This is a genomic window from Rothia koreensis (assembly GCF_004136575.1).
Taxonomy (GTDB): Bacteria; Actinomycetota; Actinomycetes; order Actinomycetales; family Micrococcaceae; genus Rothia; species Rothia koreensis.
The window spans coordinates 43,837-65,863 of the sequence record NZ_NOIQ01000014.1 but is presented as its reverse complement, the minus strand read 5'-3'; the positions used below and the strand labels follow the sequence as shown (position 1 = coordinate 65,863).

Genomic DNA, 22,027 nt, shown 5'->3' with positions numbered 1-22,027 from the left:
CCCATGGGACTCATTGAAAACGTTGAGCGGAGTCTCGAAAAGGCTGTGCGAGGGGTTTTCTCGGCCGGGTCGAAGAGCCGCATCGAGCCGGTGGACGTCGCGAGTCGACTGCGTTCGGAGATGGACAAGAAGTCCTACGCGATCGCCGAAGGGCGCACCATCGCGCCCAATGTCTTCACCATCGAATTTTCCGACGCCGATTTTTCGCGCGCCCAGTCCTGGGGTCAGGACCTCGCGGAGGAATTGTGCGACGTCGCCATCCGCCACGCCAGGTCCCAGGGTTACACCCTCAGGGGCGCCGTGCGAGTGACATTCACCCGGGCCCACACGGAAGAGCTCCAGAGGGGCGAGTTCCTGGTGCTCTCGGCCCAGGAACGGGCCGGTCGGTCGGCGTCGAGGGGACAGTCCACCCGCACGGCACCGCCGACGTCGGCCGCCGCGGCCAGCGAGCGCTACGGTGCGGCGCAGCAGCGCGGACGGGCCGGGGCATCGCCGGTCGCACAGCAAGCGACCACCACGCCGTCCGAGCCCGAACCGACGTACGCCCCCGGTTACGCGCCCGAGTACGAGTCGGATCCGGCCGACGCCGCCGCCTCCGCGGCTCCTGCGGCCACCGCGGCCGCATCCAGTGGACGGCTTCCCAGCGGCTCGTCCCGGATAGCTCCTCGCGTGCCCGGACGCGGCGCGGGAGGCGCGAACCGGCACCATGGCGAGGACCAGAACGCCACCCAGGCCATTCCTTCCCCGCAGCGGCAGGAACAACCCCGTCGTGCTTCTCCGAACTACAAGCCTGTTCTGGACATCAATGGGCAGCGGTTCTCGATCCAGGCCAACTCGATCGTTCTCGGTCGGTCGTCGGAAGCGGATATCACCGTCGAGGACACGGGTGTCTCACGACGTCATTTGGAAATCCTCAACCAGGACGGCGTTTTCCTCGCCGTGGACCTGGGTTCGACCAATGGATCCTCCGTGGACGGAACCCGGCTCAGGGGTCGCCGCGAGCTCGTGGACGGGACAGTCATTACAATGGGTCGGACCAAGATCACTTTCCGTCTGCTGGCCCCGAGGAGTAGTCGCTAATGGCCTCAGAGCTGACCGTCACGCTGCTCCGTTTCGGATTCCTCGCCCTGTTGTGGGTTTTCGTCTTCGTGATCCTCGCCGGACAGCGTCGGGACCTCGGTCTCGGACAGACCCTGCGATTCACGTCCCTGCCCGGCAGGAAGAAGAACAAGAAGAAGGGCGAAGCCGGCGCGGCCGGCACCGCGGGCACCGAAAAGCAGCAGGCCCCCAAACGGCCCAGCCAGCTCGCGATCATCGGTGGACCCGGAACCGGGAGCATTGCGCGCCTGGGCGATTCCCCCGTACTTCTGGGACGCGCCCAGGACTGCACCCTCCCCCTGGACGATGACTACTGCTCCGGACACCACGCGCGCCTCTTCCCGCAGGGGTCGCGCTGGTTCCTGGAGGACCTCGGATCCACCAACGGCACTTTCGTCAATGATCAGAGACTGACCCGCGCCACGCTCGTCGAGCCGGGCGTTCCCTTCACCGTGGGACGCACCGTCATCGAGTTGAGGGCGTAAGGCCCATGAATATTGCCTTCCGGTATGCCGCCCGCTCGGACACGGGTCGAGTGCGCAGCAAGAACGACGACTCCGCCTACGCGGGGCGCTACCTGGCCGTGGTCGCCGACGGCATGGGAGGCCATGTCGGTGGCAATGTGGCTTCGGCGTCCACGGTCCTGGACCTGACACCCCTGGACCATTCGGAGTACGACGGCTCGGCCGGGACCATTCTCGCCGACGAAATCCAGACGGCAAACATCATCCTCAACCAGTTGGTCGAAATGAACCCCCTTCTGGCGGGCATGGGCACCACCTGCACGGCCCTCCTGGTGGACGGCGACGAACTCGAGCTCGCCCACATCGGTGATTCCCGCGCCTACCGGCTCCGCGGCAAGAAGTTCGAGCAGATGACCACGGACCACACCTTCGTTCAGCGCCTGGTCGAGGAAGGCAGGCTGAAGCCGGAGGAAGCGGAGAATCACCCGCACAAGAACGTGATCATGCGCGTCCTCGGCGACACGGACGCCTCCCCGGAGCTCGAGCTCAAACGCGTGGACGCGCAGGTCGGAGACCGATGGTTGCTGTGCTCGGACGGCCTGTCCGGCGTCGTGTCCGACGAAGTGATCGAATCCATCCTCGGATCCACCAATGACCTCCAGGAGATCTGCGAATCCCTCGTGGAACTGACCCTCGACGGCGGCGCACCCGACAACGTCACCGTGGCCGTCGTCGAGATCAACGACTCCGCCAACCTCGCCAACGCGGTGACGAGCCGTCTCGACGCCGTCGGTCGGGACAGTCGCGCGGACGAGCACCCGGAGGGCGTTTCGGAGGAACCCCAGGCACCGGCGTCCGGTTCCGGCACCTCCGACCCGGAGGCGGATCACGGCTGGCCCGAGTTCCGGGAGATTGATGACGACTCCGGACTGGCGCCCTGGGAAGAAACCTCCCCGGAAACCGGCGCCTCCGACGTGGGCCCGGACGACGTCGCCGGCGTCGGAAGCACCTCCCACGGGTCGCACTCGGGTGAGCAGGACCCTGGGGACGACCCCGAGGACAGGCGAGCGCCGTGGCGGCGTCGTCTTCCTCGCCAGAGGGGCGAGAGCTTCCGGCACACCCTCCGGCACGGCAGGTGGCGGGGAGATTCGTTCTCCGACTCCGTGCTGAACGCCATGGTCCAGCGCTCGGGCATCGACCTGGAGGAAGCCAGCCAGCAGGAAGAGAGCTCGGCCTCCGTACTGCGTCGCGAGCTCGAAGAACGGCCGCACCTTCTGGTGGGGGCGGCATCGTCGGCGACCCACACGGGCCAGATCCCCACCGTCACGGATGCGACCGTGCAGCGCAGGGCGACTCTGGCGCGAACGCCCTCGATGGACACGGACGAAGGCGAGGAACTCCCGGACGAGCTCCTGGAGGAGCTGGACAGCCCACGACGTCGCAAACGTCGCTGGGGCTTGGCCGCCTTCATTTGGGCGTTCATCGCGGTGCTGATCGTCGGCGCCGCGTGGGCCGGTCTCACGTGGGTCAACAACCAGTATTACGTCGGCGTGAACGAAGGCAAGGTTGCCATCTATCGCGGCGTGGACCAGTCTCTCGGGCCGTTGCATCTGAACAGCCTGGAGAAGGAGACCGACGTGAAGGTCTCCCAACTGCCGAACTATTCCAAGTCCCGCGTCAAGGAAGGGATCCACACCTCGTCGAAGGCCGAAGCCGAACGGGTCATCTCGGATCTCGACCTGGGCGCCCAGGGAGACGATCCCAGTCCGGCGCCGCAGGGAACGGTATCGAGTGCCCCGCCGTCCGGTGATAAATCCTCGGATTCGGGGAATGATGATCAGAAGCCCGATCGCAACGACCAGGGAGGTGACAACCAGTGACAACACGTGCACAGTCTTCGCAGGAGCAGTCCACCGCTCCCGACGCCGAGCAGCATGTCCCCAAGCCGCGGCGGTTCTTCGAGCTGCTGTTGCTGGTCCTCTCGTGGATCGTCGCCATCGGCGCGATGTGCCTCGTGGACCTGGGCAATACGGCCTCATGGGACCATCGCATCGTCGCTGCCGCGGCAGTGCTGATCGTGGGCTCCCTGATCATCCACGTGATCCTCCACCTCAAGGCGCGGTACGCGGATCCCTTCATCCTGCCCATTGTCGTGGTTCTCAACGGAATCGGCCTGACGATGATCTATCGGATCGATCTCACGACGCCGAACTCCTCGGTCGGCTCCCAGACGGCCTGGAGCGCCGTCGCGATGATCGCGTGCGCCGCCGCGCTCTGGTTCCTCACCGACCACCGGGTCCTGGTCCGGGTGACCTACATCAGCCTTGCCGCCTCGATCTTCCTCCTGCTGCTGCCGCTCGTGCCCGGCCTCGGGACGGAGATCAACGGCGCCCGGATCTGGATCTCGATCGGCGGGCGCACCTTCCAGCCGGGAGAGGTCGCCAAGATCACGCTGGCCATATTCTTCGCCGGGTATCTTTCGACCAACCGTGACCTCATCCTCCTGGCCGGAAAGAAGATCGGCAGGGTTCGCCTGCCGCGTTTCAAGGACTTCGCCCCGATGTTCGTGGCCTGGCTCGTGAGCATCGGCGTGCTGGTGGTCCAGCACGATCTGGGCTCGGCCATCCTCTTCTTCGGGCTTTTCCTGGCGATGCTGTACTTGGCAACCAACCGGTTCACTTGGGTCGGCGTCGGGCTGGTCCTCGTGGCCATCGGCGGTTTCTTCGCGTACAAGACCATCAGCCACGTCACCGTCCGCATCGACTCCTGGCTCCACGCCTTCGACCCCGCGGTCTACAACCAGCAGGCCGGCGGTTCCGGCCAGATCATCCAGGGCCTGTTCGGCCTCGCCTCGGGCGGGTTGTTCGGTCGCGGCCTCGGCAACGGACGACCGGATCTCGTCTCTTTCGCGAACTCCGACATGATCGTGACCGCAATCGGCGAGGAGCTGGGCCTCCTGGGTCTCGGCGCGATCCTGATGCTGTTCCTGATGCTGGTCTCTCGCGGCTTCCGCGCGGCATTGGGCACCCCGGACGCCTTCGGCAAGCTCTTGGCAGCGGGCCTCTCCGCCGCCATGGTCCTGCAACTGTTCGTGGTGATCGGTGGCGTGACCCGTTTGATCCCCCTGACCGGACTGACGACGCCGTTCATGTCCGCCGGTGGTTCGTCCCTCCTGGCGAACTGGTTCATCGTCGGGCTGCTGCTCGCAATCTCCCATTCGGCCCGCTCGCCGCGCGTGGTCAACGAGGACGCCGGCGACGCCGAGGACATTGCGGACACCGGTCAGTTGGGGGCCACCGCGGCCATCTCCAAACTTGGTTCGTCTTCTCATGAGGAAACTGCTTCTTCCCCACATACAGCAGGAGGTCACTCGTGAATCAGGCCATCCGAAGAACATGGCTCGCCGTCGCGGGCGTGTTCATCCTCCTCGTCGGTTCCCTGACATACGTTCAGTTCATCCACGCCGGCGCCCTTGAGGACAATCCCTGGAACTCCCGGCAGCTGTACGACCAGTACGGCTCCGCCCGTGGCTCCATCCTCGTGAACGGGTCCGAAATTGCGCAGTCCGTCCCCTCGGACGACAGCTTCGGATACAAGCGCGAGTACTCGCAGACGGACGAATACGCCGCCCTGACCGGCTACTTCTCGATGGTGTACGGCTCCACCGGGCTCGAATCCGCGCTCGGCGAGGAACTGTCCGGCAAGTCTGACTCGCAGTTCTACGACCGCATCGCGCAGATCTTCTCCAACAAGGAGACCCACGGGGCCTCGGTGGAGCTGACGATCGATCCGAAGTTGCAGAAGAAGGCGACCGAGTTGATGTCGGGGCACAAGGGGTCGATCGTCGCGATGAACCCCAAGACGGGTGAGATCAAGGCGATGGTCTCGGCACCGAGCTACGATCCGAACCAGCTCTCCTCCCACGACTCGAAGTCGGTCATCCAGTCCTATTCCGAGCTGAACCAGGACCAGGACAAGCCGTTGTACAACCGCGCGGTGTCGGGGGACCTCTACTCGCCGGGTTCGACGTTCAAGATCATGGACGCCGTCGCGGCCCTGGAATCCGGGAAGTACAACAAGGATTCCGAGCTGGACAACCCGCAGAACCTGCCCCTGCCGGGCACGGACACAACCTTGCCGAACTACGTCAACGGCCAATGCGCGTCCCGTTCCAAGGCGGATATCCAGTGGGCTCTGGAGCAGTCCTGCAACACTCCGTTCGCTCAGATCGCCATGGACCTCGGTGAGGATAAGATTGCCAAGACGGCCAAGAACTTCGGCTACGGACAGGATCTGTCCGTTCCGTTGAAGGTCACCCCATCAAACTTCCCCAGTGGCATGTCCAAGAGCGAGCTCGCGTTGTCTTCGATCGGTCAGTACGACGTCAAATCCACCCCGATGCAGGTGGCCATGATGTCTTCCGCTATCGCCAATGACGGCGTCCAGATGAAACCGAACATGGTCAAGACCGTTCGGTCGAACAGCTTGAGCACGCTCTACGATTTCTCCGCGGAGAAGCTGCGCGAGTCGACCTCGCCCGACGTCGCTCACCAGGTGCGCGACTGGATGGTCAACGACGTCGACAACGGCATCGCGTCCGGGGCCCAGGTGGACGGAACCAAGGTCGCAGGCAAGACCGGTACCGCCGAGACCGGCACGGACGGGAACAACCAAGCATGGTTCACCGGCTTCGCGCCGGCGGACGACCCGGAACTAGCTGTTGCTATTGTCTATGAAGATGTAGACGCGGTCACAGGAGCCCAGCTCACGAGCCCCGGTGCCAAGCAACTTTTCGAGGCGGTGTTGAATCAGTGAGGCCCTCATCATCGACGACCCTCGGTGGTCGCTACGGCCTGACCGAACGCATCGCCGTCGGAGGCATGGGCGAGGTCTGGAAGGCCAAGGACAAGGTCCTGGGCCGCATCGTCGCCGTCAAGATCCTGAAAGAGGAATACACCGGCGACCCGGGCTTCCTCGAGCGTTTCCGCGCGGAGGCACGGCACACGGCGTTGCTGAACCACCCGGGCGTCGCCAACGTCTTCGACTACGGCGAGGAAGAAGGCTCGGCCTACCTGGTCATGGAGCTGGTCCCCGGGGAACCTCTGTCCAACATCATCGAACGGGAGAAGACCCTCCCGGCGGACCGCACGCTCAATATCATCGCCCAGACGGCGCGTGCTCTGGCGGCCGCGCACGCCCAGGGTCTCGTGCACCGCGACGTCAAGCCCGGAAACATCATGATCACGCCGGACAACCGCGTGAAGGTGACCGATTTCGGCATCGCCCGCCTCGCCGACCAGGTTCCGCTGACGGCGACCGGGCAGGTCATGGGCACCGCCCAGTATCTTGCCCCGGAGCAGGCAACCGGGCAGACCGCCACGGCGTCGTCGGACCTGTACTCGCTGGGCATCATCGGGTACGAGTGCCTCGCAGGCAAGCGCCCCTTCACGGGCGAATCCCAGATCGCGATCGCGTTGGCCCAGGTCAACGATCCGCCGCCGTCCCTGCCCAAGTCGGTTCCCGTACCGGCGCAGGCGATGATCATGTGCCTGCTGTCCAAGGACCCGGCACAACGACCGGCGAACGCGACCACGTTGGCCAGCGCGGTGGACGCCATCCGGCGCAACGACCTCAAGGCTGCGGTCAAGGCCGTCCCCGGCCTGTCGACCTACCTTCCGATCAGCACCGATACCGGACAGACGCAGCCGGTGACCCCCACGGAGTCGATGGGCAGCACGGACGCGACGCGGCAGTTCGGTTCCGGTGCGTCGGCGGCCGGATACCAGCCGCAACCGACGACCTCGCAGTTGCCCGCCGTGGGCGAGCCCCGGTCCCTCCAGTACCAGGGCGACTACACGGACAAGGGCGAGAAGAAGTCCCGTCAGGGCACGGCCGTGTGGAAGTGGCTCGTCCCGCTCCTGGTCCTGCTGCTGGCCGCTGGTCTGGGGATCTGGTGGGTCGTTCAGTCCGGCTCCGGCACGGACGCATCGGCCTCCCCGAGCACCGCGGGCCCGGCCGCCACGAGCGCGCCGTCGTCCTCATCGCACCCGACCTCCAGTTCGAGTTCGGCGAAGATGCTCACCATCAAGTCCTCCGACTACAAGGGCAAGAAACTGGACGACGTCGTCTCCCAGCTCGCCAGCATGGGCTTGTCCGTCCACTCCGAGGGCAAGAGCTCGAGCGAGGAGAAGAACTCCGTGCTCGAGGTGTCCCCCGAAGGTGAGGTCGCCGCAGGTTCGAACGTGACCGTGGTGTACTCGACAGGTCCCGAATCGGTGACCCTGCCGAACAAGATGGTGGGCCAGGATGCGCAGACGGTGATCGACGAAATCACGCAACTGGGCGTCAACGTGACCCGCCACGACGAGAACTCGAGCGAGCAATCCGCCGACAAGGTCATTCGGACCTCGCCGAGCGAGGGCAACAAGGTGACGGTCGGCTCCAACGTGGACGTCTACGTGTCCACGGGCTCCGGGAAGACCTCATCGTCCGCTCCCGCCCCGGAGAATCCGAGCCAGGAGCCCTCCACAACCACGCCCACCCCTCAGCCGAGCGAACCGTCAGCCCCGTCGACCGGCTCACCACAGGCCGCACCATCTGCGGCACCCGAGAACGACCACCGGGATGAGCCGTCGGGAGACGGCACCCAAGGCTCCAACGAATAACTGAAACCTATGAATCTGCGCGTTCCACGTATTCTCGACCACCGGTACGAACTGGGTGAGATCCTGGGCTCCGGCGGCATGGCCACCGTCTACGCCGCCGAAGACAATCGCCTCGGCCGTCAGGTGGCCATCAAAGTCTTGCGTCCCGAGCACGCGGAGAACGGCGTGTTCCGCACTCGCTTCCGTCGGGAGGCCGAGGCCATTGCCTCGATGAACCACCCGACCGTGATCGCCGTTTTCGACACGGGGACCTTCAGCCCCGTGACCGAGGAAAAGGCATTGGAGGACCCGGAAGCGACGGCGCCGATGCCCAAGGTCGAACCGGAGCATCCCGAAGACGACGTCGAACCCGTCGAAGAGGTCGACTCGGACTCGGTCCCGTACATGGTGATGGAACGCCTGAACGGGAACACACTGAAGGACGTCCTGTCCGAGAAGGGTCAACTCCCGATCGACGACGCCCTCAGTTACGCCGAAGGGATTCTGGACGCGCTGCAGTACAGCCACGAGCGCGGCATCATCCACCGGGACATCAAGCCCGGGAACGTCATGGTCCTCGACCGCACCGAAGAGGACGAGGCCCTGGGCCGTCCGGCCAGGATCAAGGTCATGGACTTCGGCATCGCCCGGGCCATGACCGAGACCGCGCGTCCCCTGACCGAGGCACAGACGATCATGGGCACGGCCAGGTACATTTCCCCCGAACAGGCGCGGGGAGAAACCGCCGACGAACGCTCCGACCTGTACGCGGTCGGGTGCCTGCTCTATCAGATGCTCGCTGGACGGCCGCCCTTCGACGGCTCGTCGAGCGTTGAGGTCATGGAGCAGCACATGCGCGATACCGCGGAGCCGCCGAGCACGTTCCGACCGGAGATCTCGCCGGCGCTGGATGCCCTCGCCCTCCGCTCCTTGGAGAAGAACCGGGCGGACCGTTTCCAATCCGCCGAGGACTTCTCCTTCGCCCTCCAGAACGCCTCGCACGGGATCAGCGTGGACCACGCCGGAAACCCCGCTGAAGATCCCACGCAGGCCATCGGCGGTGTGACCGGCATTGCCGCGGGAGCAACGGCCGCAGGCGCCGGGGCAGCCGCATCGCGGTCGGCGGACGATGCGAACGTCGCAAACGGCGACCACGCGTACACGTCCTCCCTGAACTCTCCCGAGGACTCGGCGGGCAGCCAGGACTCGGAATACACCATGCACGAAGGGCGCACTCCCCAGATGGAGGACTCCAGCGTCTCGGGCTTCTTCCCTTCGGCACAGGATGAATACACCGACGAGGAGTTGTACGACTACGAGCGGCACAAGGCCTTGGCCGCCAGGAAGCGGCGTCGTGCGGCGTGGAAGAACGTGATCCTCGGACTCATCATCTTCCTGCTGGCGGCCACCGCCCTGGGTGCCTGGCTCTACTATCAGAACGAACTCAACAAGCCGGTCTACGTCAATGTGCCCGCGGTCGAGAACCAGTCCGAATCCGACGCCGAGAACCGCCTCCGCAACGAGGGGCTGAAGGTCAAGGTCTCGGAAGACTTCTCGGACAAGGTCGAGAGCGGAAACGCCATCAAGACGGACCCGAGCAAGGGAACCGAAGTCGAGAAGGATTCGACCGTGACCCTGCACGTGTCCAAGGGCCCGGAGAACCTCAGTCTGCCCGATGACCTCGCCGGCCAGTCGGAGGCCTATGTCCGCTCCCGCCTCGAGGAGCTGGGGCTCAAGGCCGGACGCGTCGAGACCGCCAACAACCCGACCATCCAGGCCGGTCTCGTGGTGGGGACCCATCCGAACCTGGGCGAGCAGGTCAAGGCCGGCAGCACCGTGAACCTGGTGCTCTCCACCGGCAAGGTCCAGGTCCCCGACGTCGTCGGCAAGACCCGCGACGAGGCCGTGGCCGAGCTGACCGGCAAGGACACCCTGCTCTCCACGGAGATCACGACCGAGAACTCGAGTCAGCCCGCCGGAACCGTCGTCCGACAATCGGCCCAGGGCGGAACGTCCATCGCCCAGGGCTCCACGGTCACGATCACCGTTTCCTCGGGCCCGCGGCCGACGTCGACGCCGTCCCCCAGCCCCTCGAGCAGCCACGGCACCTCGAACGGGTCGGGTCAGGGAACCAACGGTTCAGGGTCGAACAACGGCTCGGGCAATGACCGTGGCAACAATGGGAACGGCAACAACAACGCCAACGGGAACGGGAACGACAAGCCGGGGAACAGCCCGTCTCCCAGCAGCAGCCCCTCGAACGCCTCGCCGTCGCCCAGCCCCAGCCAACCGCGGTGACTCCTGGTCCGACCGGGGACCGGCAATGGGTCACCGGGCCGTGATCACGCCTCGATCAACGGGGACAGGTCGCGGCCCTTCATGACGGCCCCCGAGAGCCCGAGGGATTCGAGCCAGTTCCCCACCATCAGGTAGCCGTCCTCCGTCAGCACCGATTCGGGGTGGAACTGCACCCCGTGGATCGGGGCCGTGCGGTGACGCACGCCCATGATGATGCCCGACTCGGTCCAGGCGGTGGCTTCCAGGACCTCCGGCAGGGTCCCGTCCTGGATCGCCAGCGAATGGTATCGGGTTGCCGTGAACGGGGTCCTGACCCCCGAAAAGACCGAGGTAGAGTTGTGGGTCAACCGGGACGTCTTGCCGTGCATGAGTTCGGGCGAATGGGTCACAGTCCCGCCGAAGGCCTCGGCAATCGCCTGGTGACCGAGGCACACCCCGAAGAGAGGTTTGTCGCGCTCGGTGGCCCAGTTGATGAGGTCGATGCAGACACCGGCCTCGGCGGGTGCGCCGGGGCCGGGCGAGAGCAGGACGCCGTCGTGCTGTTCGGCCAAGTCCCTGGCCTCGGCCGAGGTCAGATCGTCGTTGCGGATCACGGTGGTCTCCGCCCCGAACTGTTGGACGTATCCGACGAGGGTGAAGACGAAGCTGTCGTAGTTGTCCACCACAAGGATCTTGATGGTCATGGGATTCTCCTACTCGTCGACGGTCACATTGGGGCTCAGCGGGCTGTACTCGGCAAGCCAGGGAAACAGGTACTCCACCATGAGGCAGACCACCGCAACCACCAGAACAATCGCAATGATGATCCGGACCCACAAGGGACCTGGCATGTGGGCGAAGATCCAGCCGTACATCTATTTTCCGTCCTCTCCCACCTGGTCGGCAATCTCCGTGGGCGGGCCCTCCGCCTGGGGCCGCCATCCCTCATAGACAGCGTAGGCGATGATCCGTTCGGACGACCCGAAACGGGGGTTGCAACTGGTCAGCGTCATGAGTCGGTCCTGGGGTTCCGCCCCGGGGTTCCCGGGAACGGGGGCGGTCACGTCCGTGGCGGAGGGGAGCACGATTTCGTTGTTTCGGAAAACGTAGGTGTAGTAGCCCGAAGCGGTCCTGACGTAGATGCGGTCCCCGGCCACCAACTGGTCGATCTGGTCGAAAACCTTGCCGTTGGTCTGGCGATGTCCAGCCACGGCGAAGTTGCCCACGTCCCCCGGCATGGCGCTGGATTCGTAGTGCCCGATGCCCAAGGTGTCCAGGACGTCGCGTCCCGTTCCCTGCATGATCGGGCGTTCGTAGTCGTGCCCGAATCGCGGAATGTACATGATGCCGATGCCTTGCCCGTGGCCCGGGGCGGCGTCGACGACGGGGTTCTCCGAGTCGCCCTTCGTGTCTTCGGGCGGCGAGGAGCGGAAATCGTCCTTGAGGTGGGCGACGGCGTCGGCCTGCGTCCGGTCGGATTCCAGGTTGGTCCACCACAGCTGCCAGGCGACGAAAAGAACCAGCACGAGTCCGGCAGTGATGAGAAGCTCACCGAAGACCTGGACCACTGTTCCCACGACTCCGCCGCGACGTCGTCCGGCGCATTCGGGCCTCTCACGGGCCGACACGTCTACCTCCAGGCGCAGAATGTGTTGCCAAAATCATTGGGGCGAGCTGTGAATCCACCTGCCCGTATCGGCAACACCCTGGCGGATTGGTTAGACTCGACAATCAGGCGAACGGACGCCGAAGACGGGCCGTTGCGCGCAAGAATCATACCTGATGTGGACACCGCGGTCGTCGAACGCGGGATTCCAGGAGGACCGAGAATGGCCGAGGACAAGAACAACGGCGAGGACACGCCCACCGGCGGCACGTCGCCCGACAAGAAGGCCCGGCGCGGGCGCTTCGGATCGCGCCGCTCCGGCTCGAGCGTCGCGGGTTCTGCAACCGACGCCGCGTCGAACGACACCGGCGACGCCGTCGCCGAAACGGACCGCCAGACCACCCTCGTGGCCGACAAGCAGGACGAGACCGAGACCTCGGAGACCCGCTCGACCGCGAAATCCAAGCGGTCGCACGAGAGCGCCGAGGACGAGCGTCTCCGCAAGATCGCTGACGACATGACCTCCAACATCCGGCAGTCCTCGCCGACCCCCACGTGGTACATCGCGATCATGCTGGGCTTCATGATCATCGGGTTGCTGTGGATCATGACGTTCTACATCTCCAACCAGGCCCTCCCCATTCCGGACCTCAGTTTCTGGAACATCGCAATCGGCATCGGACTGATGATGATCGGACTCATCATGACCACCAGGTGGCGCTGAGTGGCCGTTGACCGGTCTCCCCTCGGCCCCGAGGACGAGCCGGAGCGTGACCCCGACGCGGTGGACGGCACCAGCGGCGGGACCGAGGACGGGCGCGGGGATGGGCGCGGCGGGACCGGCGGGACCGGCGACGGGCGCGGGGACGCGCGTGGGGATGCGCGTGGAGACGGGCGCGGCGACGACGTCGTTCGTGGCGACGAACCGGATCCCGGGCCGGTCGCTCACTTGAGGAGCGAGCCCGACGCGGATGCCGACGCCCACGCGCAGGAACCCCGACCCGACATCAGGGCCGCAAAAACCGAAACCCGACTCCGGCGGTGGGCTCTCCTCCTGCTCGTTCTGGTCCCGGCGATCTACTTCGTGATCCAGAAATTGGTTTCATAGCGGGTTTTGGCGCCGTCCTCGGGGTCGAAGTGGCAATTTCGTGTACTTCCAGGGCCGCCCCGCGGTCGAAGTGGCAGTCTTGTGCAGTTCCGGCGCCAGCCCTCCGTCGAAGTGGCAGCTTCGTGCACTTTCGGGGCCGAGGTGGCAACCACGTGCAGCTCCAGGACCGCCCCGCGGTCGAAGTGGCAGTCTTGTGCAGTTCCGGCGCCAGCCCCGCGGTCGAAGTGGCAATTTCGTGCACTTCCGGCGCCGAAGTGGCAATCACGTGCACTTCCGGCGCCGAGGTGGCAATTCCGTGCGGAAATCGGGCCTAATTCCGCACGGAATTGCCACTTCGCGGGCCGAAACGCACGTGATTGCCACCTCGCGGGGGTGAGCGCACAAAGCTGCCACCTCGCGGATCAGCGACGCACGTGATTGCCACTTCGCGGAGGGCAACGCACAATACTGCCGCCTCGCGGGCCAGGGGCGCACAATACTGCCACCTCGCGGGGTCAGAGCCGCACAAGATTGCCACCTCGCGGCCAGCCGGGGCCGAGGCCCGCCGGGGGTCTCGCCGCGGCGAGAGGCCGGGGGTCGCGCGGCCAGCCGGGGCCGAGGCCGGGGGGCGCAGCCGCGGCCGACCCCCCCCCCGCGAGCCCCGCGAGACCGAACCGGACTCAGGCGTTCAGGGCGGTGAACCCGGCGTCGATCGCCATGAACAGGGGGATCACCCAGAACACTGCCAGGACAAGGGGCGACGTCGAGCGTTTGAGTCGCAGCGTGGAGGTCACCGCGATGGCCAGAACCCCGAGGATCGCGACCACGGCCAGCAGCACCGGGGTCCCGGAAAAGACCATGGGGAGGTCGGCCCGCGACAGGACCGCGCCGGCGACGCCCATGACGATGGCGATTCCGAAGACGATGCCGAAGACCCATGCGTTGTAGATCGCGGTGCTCCCCCAGGCCGTCGTCGCCGTGGTGACCCCAACCAGCGCGACCAGAACGATCCAGCAGATCAGGGTGCCCATGTTGACCACGAGGTCGGTGCCCGTGATCCAGTCGCGGATCGCGTAGGAACCCACGAGCAGCAGGAGAACCTGCACGACGACGGGCAGGGCGATGTGGAGAATTCCTCGCTTCTCCGTGGACTTGGGTTCGAATCCCAAGGACCGCACGTAGCTTTCGGCGTCGCCGTACTCGTCCTCGGGGAACCGGTCGACGTCGTCGCACTGGGCGTGCACGGCGGAGAGACGGTCGGCGATCTCCTCCGACGTCGCCCCCGCGCTCCTGAGGCTCAGAACGAAGTCATCGACCCACGATCGGTGGGCTTTCGTCCAGTCTTCGAGCGTCGCCATGGCGAACCTCCGTCGGCGGGTCGGTCAATGTATCTCCTTCGACCGTAGCGCACGGTCGAGGACGCCCGAACGGCGCAAGGCCTCCCGCCTCGGAAGGAGGTCGGGAGGCCTTGCGCGGGCTGGGATGCCGTCAGGCTTTCATCACGCGGTCGGAGCCACGAATGCGACGTCGAGCGAGATCGTGACCTTGTCGGACACCAGGACTCCACCGGTCTCCAGGGCTGCGTTCCAGGTGATGCCGAATTCCTTGCGGGAGATCGACGCCGCCACCGAGAAGCCAGCGCGGGTCGCACCGAACGGGTCGACGGCGACGCCGCCGAACTCGCCCGTGAAGGACACGGGACGGGTCTCGCCCTTGATGGTCAGGTCACCGTTGAGGGTGAAGTCTTCGCCATCGGACTCGATCGACGTCGAGGTGAAGGTCATTTCCGGGTGGTTCTCGGTGTCGAAGAAGTCGGCTCCCTTGACGTGCGCGTCGCGGTCGGCGTTGCCGGTATCCAGGGATCCGACGTTCACGGAGGCGGTCACGGAGGATTCCTCGCCGACGTTGAGATCTGCGGAGACCTCGTTGAAGGTGCCGCGCACCTTCGAGATCCCTGCGTGGCGGACGGTGAACTCGACCTCGGAGTGAGCGGGGTCGAAGGTCCAGGTGCCGGGGGTGAGCTCGTTGAATGCGGTCATGGTGATGATCCTTTCTCGATCTGTGTTCGCCATTTACTTTACAAGTAAACCTTTTCCACCGTAACCCCCTGGCGTCGACATCTATTCCCGACCCCACGCGAGCTTTCCGTTGCGCGGCAGCGGCAAGTCATGACGGAAATTTTCCCTCGATGACGTCCGGGCCTCGACGCCGCCGCACACCTGTCACACCACGAGATTTCCATCTACCCTGTTAGGTACACCTAAACCGATGGAGGACATGTGACTACCGCACCCGTGTTTGAGCCCCGCGAAGAATCCGAGCAGTACGAGGCAGATCTCGTCGTGCTCGGTGCGGGCGGCACAGGAATTGCAGCAGCACTGGCCGCGGCCGAACAGGGAATCAGGGTTGTCCTGCTCGAAAAGGGCAACCGCCCGGGCGGGGCCGCGATGTTCGGCGCCACCGGCTTCGCCGCCTACGAGTCGGATCAACAGCGCGAGGCCGGCGAGACCTTCAGCGTGCAGGACGCCTTCCACGCGATCACCGAGTACAACCGTCACCGGTGCAACGAGAAATTGGTGCGCGCCGTCGTCGGACGATCGGGCGAAACCGTCTCCTGGCTCGAAGGGCACGGGCTCAAAACCACCCTGGCCGAGCACGACGACGCCCACGTCGCCCCGGTCCGCGCCGAAACGGGGATCCTGACGGCCCATCGCAACGCGCGCACGTACCACCGGTACGCCTCCAAATTCGGCGGGTTCAAGAAGATGCTGAAGTCCTTCGAAGCCATGGGCGGAACCCTCCTGACCGAAACCGCGGCGACCTCCATCGAGATCGGCGACGAGGGAGAAATCCTGGGCATCCGGGCCGACAAGACGGAGGCCGGAAAGCCGATCTCCACCCCGACCGCGCTCAGCAAGGACGCGACGGAGGATCTCGCCTCGGACGAAAACTCCGCCCCCATCCATGTCGACATCCGTGCGCGTGCCGTCGTGATCGGCACGGGAGGATTCGTCGGGAACCTCGAGCTGGTCCAGAAGGAACTCGGCCCCATTGACGCTTCGACCCTCCACTTCACCGGGGAACGCAAGTCCGTGGGAACCGGCCTGGACATCGCCTCTGCGGCAGGCGGCGTCGCGACCGCCGACCGGACCTTGGACATCCCGAGCTTCACGGTCCCCGGGCGCTTTTCCTCCCGCGCACTCGCAGTCCTCGCGAACCTTCCCTTGTTGTGGGTCAACACCGCAGGCAAACGGTTCATCGACGAGGCCGTGACCTATCGGTTCGGGCAGCGCGGGTCGGCGGTCTACCAGCAGGGCGGTCATTTCTGGATGATTCTGGATTCGGAAACGGTCGAGAAGCTGTCCTCGGACGGGCTCGATCTCTCGCCGGCCGAGGACCACGGCGCACCACTGCCTCCCGGGACCGTGGGCACTCCGGCCCAGCCGCAACTCGTGGAGGCCCTGGGCGAAGCCGTGGATTGCGGATCGGCTTACATGGGCACTTCCGTCGAGGAGTTGGCCGGCGCCGTCGGTTTCCAGGCGCAAGAGTTCGCCGCGACCGTCGACCGTTACAACGAAGCCGTGGAGAACGGCGACGACGACGAATTCTTCACTCCCGCCTCGATACTCCGCCACCGAGTGAGCGAGGGGCCGTTCTACGCCGTCAAGGTGGTCAACACCATCCGCGGGACGCTGGGCGGAATCCGTATCGACGAACGTGCCCGCGTTCTGGATGCGCACAGTGTTCCGGTTCCCGGCCTGTTCGCCGGCGGCAACGAAACCACCGGTTTCTACGGAGGCACGTACCCTCAGATCGACGGCCTGACCCTTGCCTTCGCGTTCAACTCGGGCCGCATCGCGGGCGAGACGGCCGCGGAGTACCTGAGTCGATAGAAGCACCTCACGCTGGCGCCGGGCACGCCGTGTCCGGTCGATTCGCTTCGCCCCGAGATGGGGGCAGCCCCGGAACGGCGTTCGCCGTCATTGGCGGAGGCGAGCGTGGGCCGTGGCCCTGATGGCTTCGGTGAGCGTCTGGAGCGCCGGCGAATCGATCGTCCACCGTTGCCAGTAGATGGGGATGTCGATGGGCCGGTCGACGAGCTTGATGAGCTCACCCCGTTCGAGCGCTTCCTCCGCCTGAAGGTCGGGCACGGCTCCCCACCCCATGCCCAGAAGAACCGAACGGTAGTACTGGGTCGATGAAGGGATGTACACGCGGGGAGCCTGCATCTGCGGCCTGAGACCGTGGCTCTCCGCGAGCAGCTGGACCATGTCATCGAGCATGATGTCCTTGCGCTCGAACTGGATCACCGGTGCCTCGCGAAGCCGCTGTTCCGTGAGCATGTGCGGGAGGCCGTCGGCCCCAGGAAAGAAGTGGTCGATGAAGTCCGGGGACGCGGCAATGAAGTAACGCGTGGATCCCAGGACTTCCACGGAACACCCCTGAACCGGTTGGGGATCCACGGTGAGCGCGCCCATGACCGATCCGGACCGCAGCAGGGCCGAGGAATGTCTTTCGTCCTCTCGGTGGACCTCGCAGTAGATGCGCTCGTCACGGGGCACCGAGGCGAGCGCGTCCAAGAGCCAGGTGGCCAGTGAATCCGAGTTGGACGCGATCGCGAGTCGCCGAGCCTGGTCCCCGCCGGTGAGTTCTCGTTCCGACTCCACGGTCAGCAGTTCGATCTGCTTCGCGAGCCGGAGGACCGTGGCCCCGGGGTCGGTGGGTTCGACAGGGTTGGACCGCCGGAGGAGGATCTGCCCACACGATTGCTCCATGGCCTTGATTCGTTGCGATACGGCGGACGCGGAGACCCCCAATACTGGTGCGGCTTCTTCGAAGGTTTTTTCTTCCACCACGGTGGCGAAGGTTCTGAGCTGCTCGGCGGTAAATCTCCTCATGGCCTCATCCTAAGATGATCTAAGGTATCCTGAAAAAGTTTAGCTGTACTGTTTCCTGCGGCCGTCCTACCGTGGTTCCATGACCATCGACTTCTCGCTGATTCTCCTGGGCCTCGGGACGACTCTCGCCCTCATCACGGCCATTGGCGCGCAAAATGCGTTCATTCTGAAGCAGGGGATCCTGGGACGCCCGATGATGCCGATCATCATCTTCTGCATCGCTGCCGATGCCCTGCTGTACGCGGCCGGCATCGGCGGAATGGGCTACCTGGTCCAGGAGGTTCCGTGGGTGCAGACCGTGCTGCTCTGGGCGGGCGTGGCCTTTCTGCTCGGCTACGGCCTGATGGCCGCCAAGAGGGCGATCTGGCCCAGCGGTGAGGCCTTGGTGGTGACGCCGCAGGACGCCATCGGGCCCGGCGCGAGAGTTCCTGACGAAGGTTCGACCGTCCAGGATCTCGAGCGAGACGAGGTCGACGCGACGCACCGGGGCGGCGTCGCCGTGAAGAGGCGCGCGAAGGCCCGCGCCCGTTCCACCGCTCGCAGGGCAACGACGTCGGAACCCAGCGTGCTGGCCCTGCTTCTCACCTGCGCCGCGATGACCTTTCTGAATCCGCACACGTACCTGGACACCATGGTGCTGATCGGGTCGGTCGGCAACCAACAGGGCGATCCGGGTCGGTGGCTCTTCTTCGTGGGAGCCGTATTGGGCTCAACCGTGTGGTTCTTCGCCCTCGGCTTCGGAGCGCGGCTCCTTCGCCCCTTCTTCGCGCGCCCCGGAACGTGGAGGATCCTCGACGGCTTCATCGCACTGCTCATGTTCTTCATCGCAGGTCACCTGATCCTGGGGTAGGCATCTGCCTCTTTCTCCTGTGACGCCGCGTGCGCTGCTGCCACGGGCGCCGTTCATGCCTGGAGTTTGAACGCTACTATGTTTATGTTCAAGGTATCCTTATCAGTTACATAGGAAAGATTAAGTAGTGTCTTTCTCCCACTCGCACACCACTCCTCCGGATTCCGACTACCGTCGCGTAGGCAGCGACCTCCTCTGCGCAGGAGCTCACTGGCTCGCCGCCCCCAAGGGGGATGAGCAGGGCGCGAATCGTGCCCTTGCGCTCCTCCGGTGAGGAATACCTGAAGGGCACTGTCATCCGTGTGAGCATCAGGAGAACCGCACTGGGGGCTGTCCAGGTTTCACTGGAACCTCCCGCCATCGCCGTGCGACACCTCCGATTGATATTCGAATGGCTCGGGCCTCATCGGGGCGGCACCCGACCATCGGCCCGACCGTCGTGGGTCAAGAACGGGCAATGAGCCTCCGGCTCTCATGGCAAATCCTGACGTGTGGCAGGTGTCGGGCCGAGGCCCCCAGCGCCACGAAGGATGCTGGTCAAGGATCAGCGAGGCCCCTGGCCCAGCGGCCGAGGCCAATCCCCTGGATGTGGGCTACAAGGCCGCGCGCCCTCCCCCTGCCCGACGAGAGAACCACCGTCCACGTGCAGTGCACGGACAACCCTTCAGGAAGACCCCCGGCAGCTCTGCACGTCGAGAAGTCCTGCCCTTCGGACCCCCAACGAGTGCACCACCGCCCCAGCGCCGCGATGCTCCTTCCGCAGACCTTCTGGGAGAGGTCACGGGCAGTTCAGCTCGCGTTCGTCTGGGCAAACCTACCGTGAAGCGTCGAGAGACCCGCCGGCCCGCGGCACGGGCCATCACATACAAGGAAAGCAGACATGAGAATCGCAATTTTTGGTTCGGGATACGTCGGGCTCGTGACCGGGGCCTGCCTTGCCGACGGTGGGCACCACGTCACCTGCATCGATGTCGATCGAACCCGTGTCGACATGCTCCGGTCCGGGGGCTGCCCCATCTGGGAGCCCGGCCTCGAGGACATGATCCGTGCCAATACGGCTCAGGGTCGCCTGAACTTCACGGACGACGCCGCCGAGGGGCTCCGCGATGCCCGAGTAGCTTTCATAGCAGTGGGAACACCCCAGAGCCCGGACGGTTCCGCGGACCTGACCTATGTCGACGCCGTGGCCCGTGACATCGGTCGGCTCACCGAGAATCGGCTCCTGATCGCCAACAAGTCCACGGTTCCGGTCGGCACCGCCGCGCGCGTCCAAGACATCGTGGACGATGCCTTGTCGCACCGCGAGAATCGCCCCACGATCACCGTGTGCTCCAACCCGGAGTTCTTGAAAGAAGGGGCCGCGATCCAGGACTTCAAGCACAGCGAGCGGATCGTGATCGGCACGTCGTGTCCGGAGGATGAGCAGACGATGCGCGACGTGTACAAGCCCCTCAACTGGCAACACGAGAAGATCCTGGCCATGGATGTCCCGTCGGCCGAGTTGACCAAGTATGCCGCGAACGCGATGCTCGCCACCAAGATCAGCTTCATGAATGAAATCGCGACCATCGCGGAGGCGACCGGGGCCGACGTCGAGAAGATCCGTGTGGGTATCGGATCGGACTCGCGCATCGGATACCCGTTCCTCTATGCCGGTGCCGGATACGGCGGGTCGTGTTTCCCCAAGGATGTCGCCGCGCTCGCCCACACCGCCCGGACCACGGGGTGTCAGCCGCGTATCCTCGACGCCGTCGACGCCGTGAACGTGACGCAGAAGGCGTCCTTGTTCCGCAAGCTGGCCAGGGCCGTACCTTCCCTCGAGGGTGCGACGGTGGCCGTCTGGGGCCTCGCGTTCAAGCCGAAGACCGACGACGTCCGGGAAGCGCCTTCCCTCGACCTGGTTCGTTCCCTCATCGAGGCCGGCGCCAATGTTCGGGCATACGATCCGGTGGCCATGGAGACCTTCCGGGCCGCCCTGGGCCGTCAGGCCGACCGGGTGGTCTTCACCGGCGGCAACCTGGACGCGCTCACCGGCGCGGACGCCTTGGCTATTTGCACCGAGTGGGAAGAGTTTCGCATGTTCGATCCCGATCGTCTCGCGTCCCGAATGCGTGGCCGAGTCATTGTCGACGGCAGGAACCTCTACGATCCGTCCCGCGTGGCAGAAGGCGGGTTCCACTACATCTCGGTCGGACGTCGGGAAGCGGAACCGACGGTTTCCGCCGATGCCCGGTAACGGCCGACGACGCCGCAGCCCCTCGCGCGAGGAGCCAACCCCCAGCATCCGAGACCGCGCGAATTCACACTGCGGTCACATTGGGAGATGAGACGTAAGAATACGTCTTCGCCTGCGTGGCGCCGGACGGCCGCTCTATCGTGAGACGAAAGGCAGGCCTAGCGGGAATCTGGAGCGAACCCGCTGAAAGGATGATCGATGACTGACGCGAGTCCAGAGAACAGGGAGACCATCTCCGAGATCTTCAAGGAGATCTTCGGGCACCACCCCGCGGGCGTCGCCATCATTACGGCCACCGACGAGGAAGGGCCGGTGGGCCTGACCGCCTCGTCCGTTTCCTCCATATCCGCCGACCCCGCCATCCTGGGGTTCTCCCTGGCCGCTCGGCGCGGGTCGGCGGCTCACATAGCCGACGCAGACACCTACCTGGTTCACCTCCTGGACGCGGAGAACGTGGAACTGGCCAAGACCTTCGCGACTCACGGCGCGCCCCGCTTCGGCGACGTCATGAACTGGGAGACCCTGCCCACCGGTGAACCCTTGCTCACGGACGTGAGCCGTGTGCTCCGGTGCCGCACCCTGACGCAGGCCCAGGCCGGCCCCGCCCTGGTTTTCACCGCCGAGGTCATCGAAGCCGCACGGAACGACGATCCGGGAACTCCCTTGGTTTATCACCGAAGAGCATTCCATTCTTTGGGCGAACACTCATACATAATTTAGTTACTGTCCAGTCCGCTGTCAGGAAAAATATTTTCTCCGTAATTTGTTGAAATAATTATTGTGGTCGCTCGCGGACAGGCTAGCTTTGTGGGGCTGGGTTGCTCGTGTGCACAGTGCGGCAATTCGGTGAGATGCGGTCAGACCCCC

The 22,027-nt window shown here is 65.2% G+C and carries 19 protein-coding genes; 13 read left to right on the top strand and 6 right to left on the bottom strand.

The genetic code is table 11. The features are described from left to right. The first annotated feature begins 3 nt into the window (after positions 1-3). From EWU68_RS09750 to pknB, 7 genes are read left to right on the top strand one after another with little or no spacing between them, the layout of a single operon-like run. The gene (locus EWU68_RS09750) at positions 4-1,080 is read left to right on the top strand and encodes an FhaA domain-containing protein (RefSeq protein WP_129315940.1); all 1,077 of its coding nucleotides are present in this window, start codon (positions 4-6) and stop codon (positions 1,078-1,080) included. Then, positions 1,080-1,583, top strand: coding sequence for an FHA domain-containing protein FhaB/FipA (locus tag EWU68_RS09745; RefSeq protein ID WP_129315939.1), 504 nt, complete (start codon positions 1,080-1,082; stop codon positions 1,581-1,583). Before EWU68_RS09750 ends, EWU68_RS09745 begins: the two co-directional genes overlap by 1 nt. Positions 1,584-1,588: 5 nt before the next feature. After that, on the top strand, positions 1,589-3,442 hold the full coding sequence (locus EWU68_RS09740) for a PP2C family protein-serine/threonine phosphatase (protein WP_129315938.1): 1,854 nt from the start codon (positions 1,589-1,591) through the stop codon (positions 3,440-3,442). Then, positions 3,439-4,938, top strand: a complete 1,500-nt coding sequence (locus tag EWU68_RS09735; protein ID WP_238692415.1) for an FtsW/RodA/SpoVE family cell cycle protein — start codon at positions 3,439-3,441, stop codon at positions 4,936-4,938. The genes EWU68_RS09740 and EWU68_RS09735 overlap by 4 nt, the downstream gene beginning before the upstream one ends. Beyond that, on the top strand, positions 4,935-6,377 hold the full coding sequence (locus EWU68_RS09730) for a peptidoglycan D,D-transpeptidase FtsI family protein (protein ID WP_129315937.1): 1,443 nt from the start codon (positions 4,935-4,937) through the stop codon (positions 6,375-6,377). The genes EWU68_RS09735 and EWU68_RS09730 overlap by 4 nt, the downstream gene beginning before the upstream one ends. Beyond that, the gene (locus EWU68_RS09725) at positions 6,374-8,227 is read left to right on the top strand and encodes a protein kinase domain-containing protein (protein WP_129315936.1); all 1,854 of its coding nucleotides are present in this window, start codon (positions 6,374-6,376) and stop codon (positions 8,225-8,227) included. The genes EWU68_RS09730 and EWU68_RS09725 overlap by 4 nt, the downstream gene beginning before the upstream one ends. Before the next feature lie 9 nt (positions 8,228-8,236). Further along, entirely contained in the window at positions 8,237-10,504 is a 2,268-nt protein-coding gene (gene pknB, locus EWU68_RS09720; protein ID WP_129315935.1) for a Stk1 family PASTA domain-containing Ser/Thr kinase, read from the top strand. A 44-nt stretch (positions 10,505-10,548) separates the two neighbouring features. Here the strand turns inward: pknB and EWU68_RS09715 are convergent, their stop codons facing one another. Genes EWU68_RS09715 through EWU68_RS09710 form a run of 3 tightly spaced genes read right to left on the bottom strand, consistent with a single transcriptional unit; the run spans position 10,549 to position 12,060 of the window. Then, complete coding sequence (locus EWU68_RS09715) at positions 10,549-11,187, bottom strand: anthranilate synthase component II (protein WP_129315934.1); 639 nt, start codon at positions 11,185-11,187, stop codon at positions 10,549-10,551. Positions 11,188-11,196: 9 nt separating this feature from the next. Next, entirely contained in the window at positions 11,197-11,358 is a 162-nt protein-coding gene (locus tag EWU68_RS13055) for a hypothetical protein (RefSeq protein ID WP_165162135.1), read from the bottom strand. Further along, positions 11,359-12,060, bottom strand: a complete 702-nt coding sequence (locus EWU68_RS09710) for a class E sortase (protein WP_420852880.1) — start codon at positions 12,058-12,060, stop codon at positions 11,359-11,361. A 252-nt stretch (positions 12,061-12,312) separates the two neighbouring features. Between EWU68_RS09710 and EWU68_RS09705 the strand changes: the two genes are divergently transcribed. Both EWU68_RS09705 and EWU68_RS09700 read left to right on the top strand, forming a co-directional pair. Then, positions 12,313-12,813: a cell division protein CrgA gene (locus tag EWU68_RS09705; protein WP_129315932.1), complete on the top strand. Its 501-nt coding sequence runs from the start codon at positions 12,313-12,315 to the stop codon at positions 12,811-12,813. Further along, positions 12,814-13,197 (top strand): hypothetical protein, encoded by a 384-nt coding sequence (locus EWU68_RS09700; RefSeq protein WP_129315931.1) that lies wholly within the window; start codon positions 12,814-12,816, stop codon positions 13,195-13,197. It abuts the gene before it with no gap. Positions 13,198-13,856: 659 nt separating this feature from the next. Here EWU68_RS09700 and EWU68_RS09695 read toward each other — a convergent pair. Next, positions 13,857-14,534 (bottom strand): spermidine synthase family protein, encoded by a 678-nt coding sequence (locus tag EWU68_RS09695; protein WP_129315930.1) that lies wholly within the window; start codon positions 14,532-14,534, stop codon positions 13,857-13,859. 141 nt (positions 14,535-14,675) lie between these two features. Further along, on the bottom strand, positions 14,676-15,215 hold the full coding sequence (locus tag EWU68_RS09690) for a YceI family protein (RefSeq protein ID WP_129315929.1): 540 nt from the start codon (positions 15,213-15,215) through the stop codon (positions 14,676-14,678). A gap of 240 nt (positions 15,216-15,455) precedes the next feature. On the opposite strand from EWU68_RS09690, the gene EWU68_RS09685 reads away from it, so the two are divergent. Continuing rightward, positions 15,456-17,069 (top strand): FAD-dependent oxidoreductase, encoded by a 1,614-nt coding sequence (locus EWU68_RS09685; protein ID WP_129315928.1) that lies wholly within the window; start codon positions 15,456-15,458, stop codon positions 17,067-17,069. An 87-nt stretch (positions 17,070-17,156) separates the two neighbouring features. Here EWU68_RS09685 and EWU68_RS09680 read toward each other — a convergent pair whose 3' ends face one another. Beyond that, entirely contained in the window at positions 17,157-18,074 is a 918-nt protein-coding gene (locus tag EWU68_RS09680) for a LysR family transcriptional regulator ArgP (protein WP_129315927.1), read from the bottom strand. Positions 18,075-18,153: 79 nt separating this feature from the next. Here EWU68_RS09680 and EWU68_RS09675 point away from each other — a divergent pair, with 79 nt between their 5' ends. From EWU68_RS09675 to EWU68_RS09665, 3 genes are all read left to right on the top strand, one after another. After that, positions 18,154-18,924 carry a LysE/ArgO family amino acid transporter gene (locus tag EWU68_RS09675; RefSeq protein WP_129315926.1) on the top strand — a complete coding sequence of 257 codons (771 nt, stop codon included), beginning with the start codon at positions 18,154-18,156 and terminating at the stop codon, positions 18,922-18,924. An 880-nt stretch (positions 18,925-19,804) separates the two neighbouring features. Beyond that, the gene (locus tag EWU68_RS09670) at positions 19,805-21,160 is read left to right on the top strand and encodes a UDP-glucose dehydrogenase family protein (RefSeq protein ID WP_129315925.1); all 1,356 of its coding nucleotides are present in this window, start codon (positions 19,805-19,807) and stop codon (positions 21,158-21,160) included. A 198-nt stretch (positions 21,161-21,358) separates the two neighbouring features. Beyond that, positions 21,359-21,880 carry a flavin reductase family protein gene (locus EWU68_RS09665; RefSeq protein WP_129315924.1) on the top strand — a complete coding sequence of 174 codons (522 nt, stop codon included), beginning with the start codon at positions 21,359-21,361 and terminating at the stop codon, positions 21,878-21,880. Positions 21,881-22,027 lie beyond the last annotated feature (147 nt).

What these genes read in the sequence shown, in the direction of transcription:
- EWU68_RS09750 (WP_129315940.1), top strand. Translation starts at nt 4, where the DNA reads ATGGGACTCATTGAAAACGTTGAGCGGAGTCTCGAAAAGGCTGTGCGA.
- EWU68_RS09745 (WP_129315939.1), top strand. Translation starts at nt 1,080, where the DNA reads ATGGCCTCAGAGCTGACCGTCACGCTGCTCCGTTTCGGATTCCTCGCC.
- EWU68_RS09740 (WP_129315938.1), top strand. Translation starts at nt 1,589, where the DNA reads ATGAATATTGCCTTCCGGTATGCCGCCCGCTCGGACACGGGTCGAGTG.
- pknB (WP_129315935.1), top strand. Translation starts at nt 8,237, where the DNA reads ATGAATCTGCGCGTTCCACGTATTCTCGACCACCGGTACGAACTGGGT.
- EWU68_RS09715 (WP_129315934.1), bottom strand. Translation starts at nt 11,187, where the DNA reads ATGACCATCAAGATCCTTGTGGTGGACAACTACGACAGCTTCGTCTTC.
- EWU68_RS13055 (WP_165162135.1), bottom strand. Translation starts at nt 11,358, where the DNA reads ATGTACGGCTGGATCTTCGCCCACATGCCAGGTCCCTTGTGGGTCCGG.
- EWU68_RS09705 (WP_129315932.1), top strand. Translation starts at nt 12,313, where the DNA reads ATGGCCGAGGACAAGAACAACGGCGAGGACACGCCCACCGGCGGCACG.
- EWU68_RS09695 (WP_129315930.1), bottom strand. Translation starts at nt 14,534, where the DNA reads ATGGCGACGCTCGAAGACTGGACGAAAGCCCACCGATCGTGGGTCGAT.
- EWU68_RS09690 (WP_129315929.1), bottom strand. Translation starts at nt 15,215, where the DNA reads ATGACCGCATTCAACGAGCTCACCCCCGGCACCTGGACCTTCGACCCC.
- EWU68_RS09680 (WP_129315927.1), bottom strand. Translation starts at nt 18,074, where the DNA reads ATGAGGAGATTTACCGCCGAGCAGCTCAGAACCTTCGCCACCGTGGTG.
- EWU68_RS09675 (WP_129315926.1), top strand. Translation starts at nt 18,154, where the DNA reads ATGACCATCGACTTCTCGCTGATTCTCCTGGGCCTCGGGACGACTCTC.
- EWU68_RS09670 (WP_129315925.1), top strand. Translation starts at nt 19,805, where the DNA reads ATGAGAATCGCAATTTTTGGTTCGGGATACGTCGGGCTCGTGACCGGG.
- EWU68_RS09665 (WP_129315924.1), top strand. Translation starts at nt 21,359, where the DNA reads ATGACTGACGCGAGTCCAGAGAACAGGGAGACCATCTCCGAGATCTTC.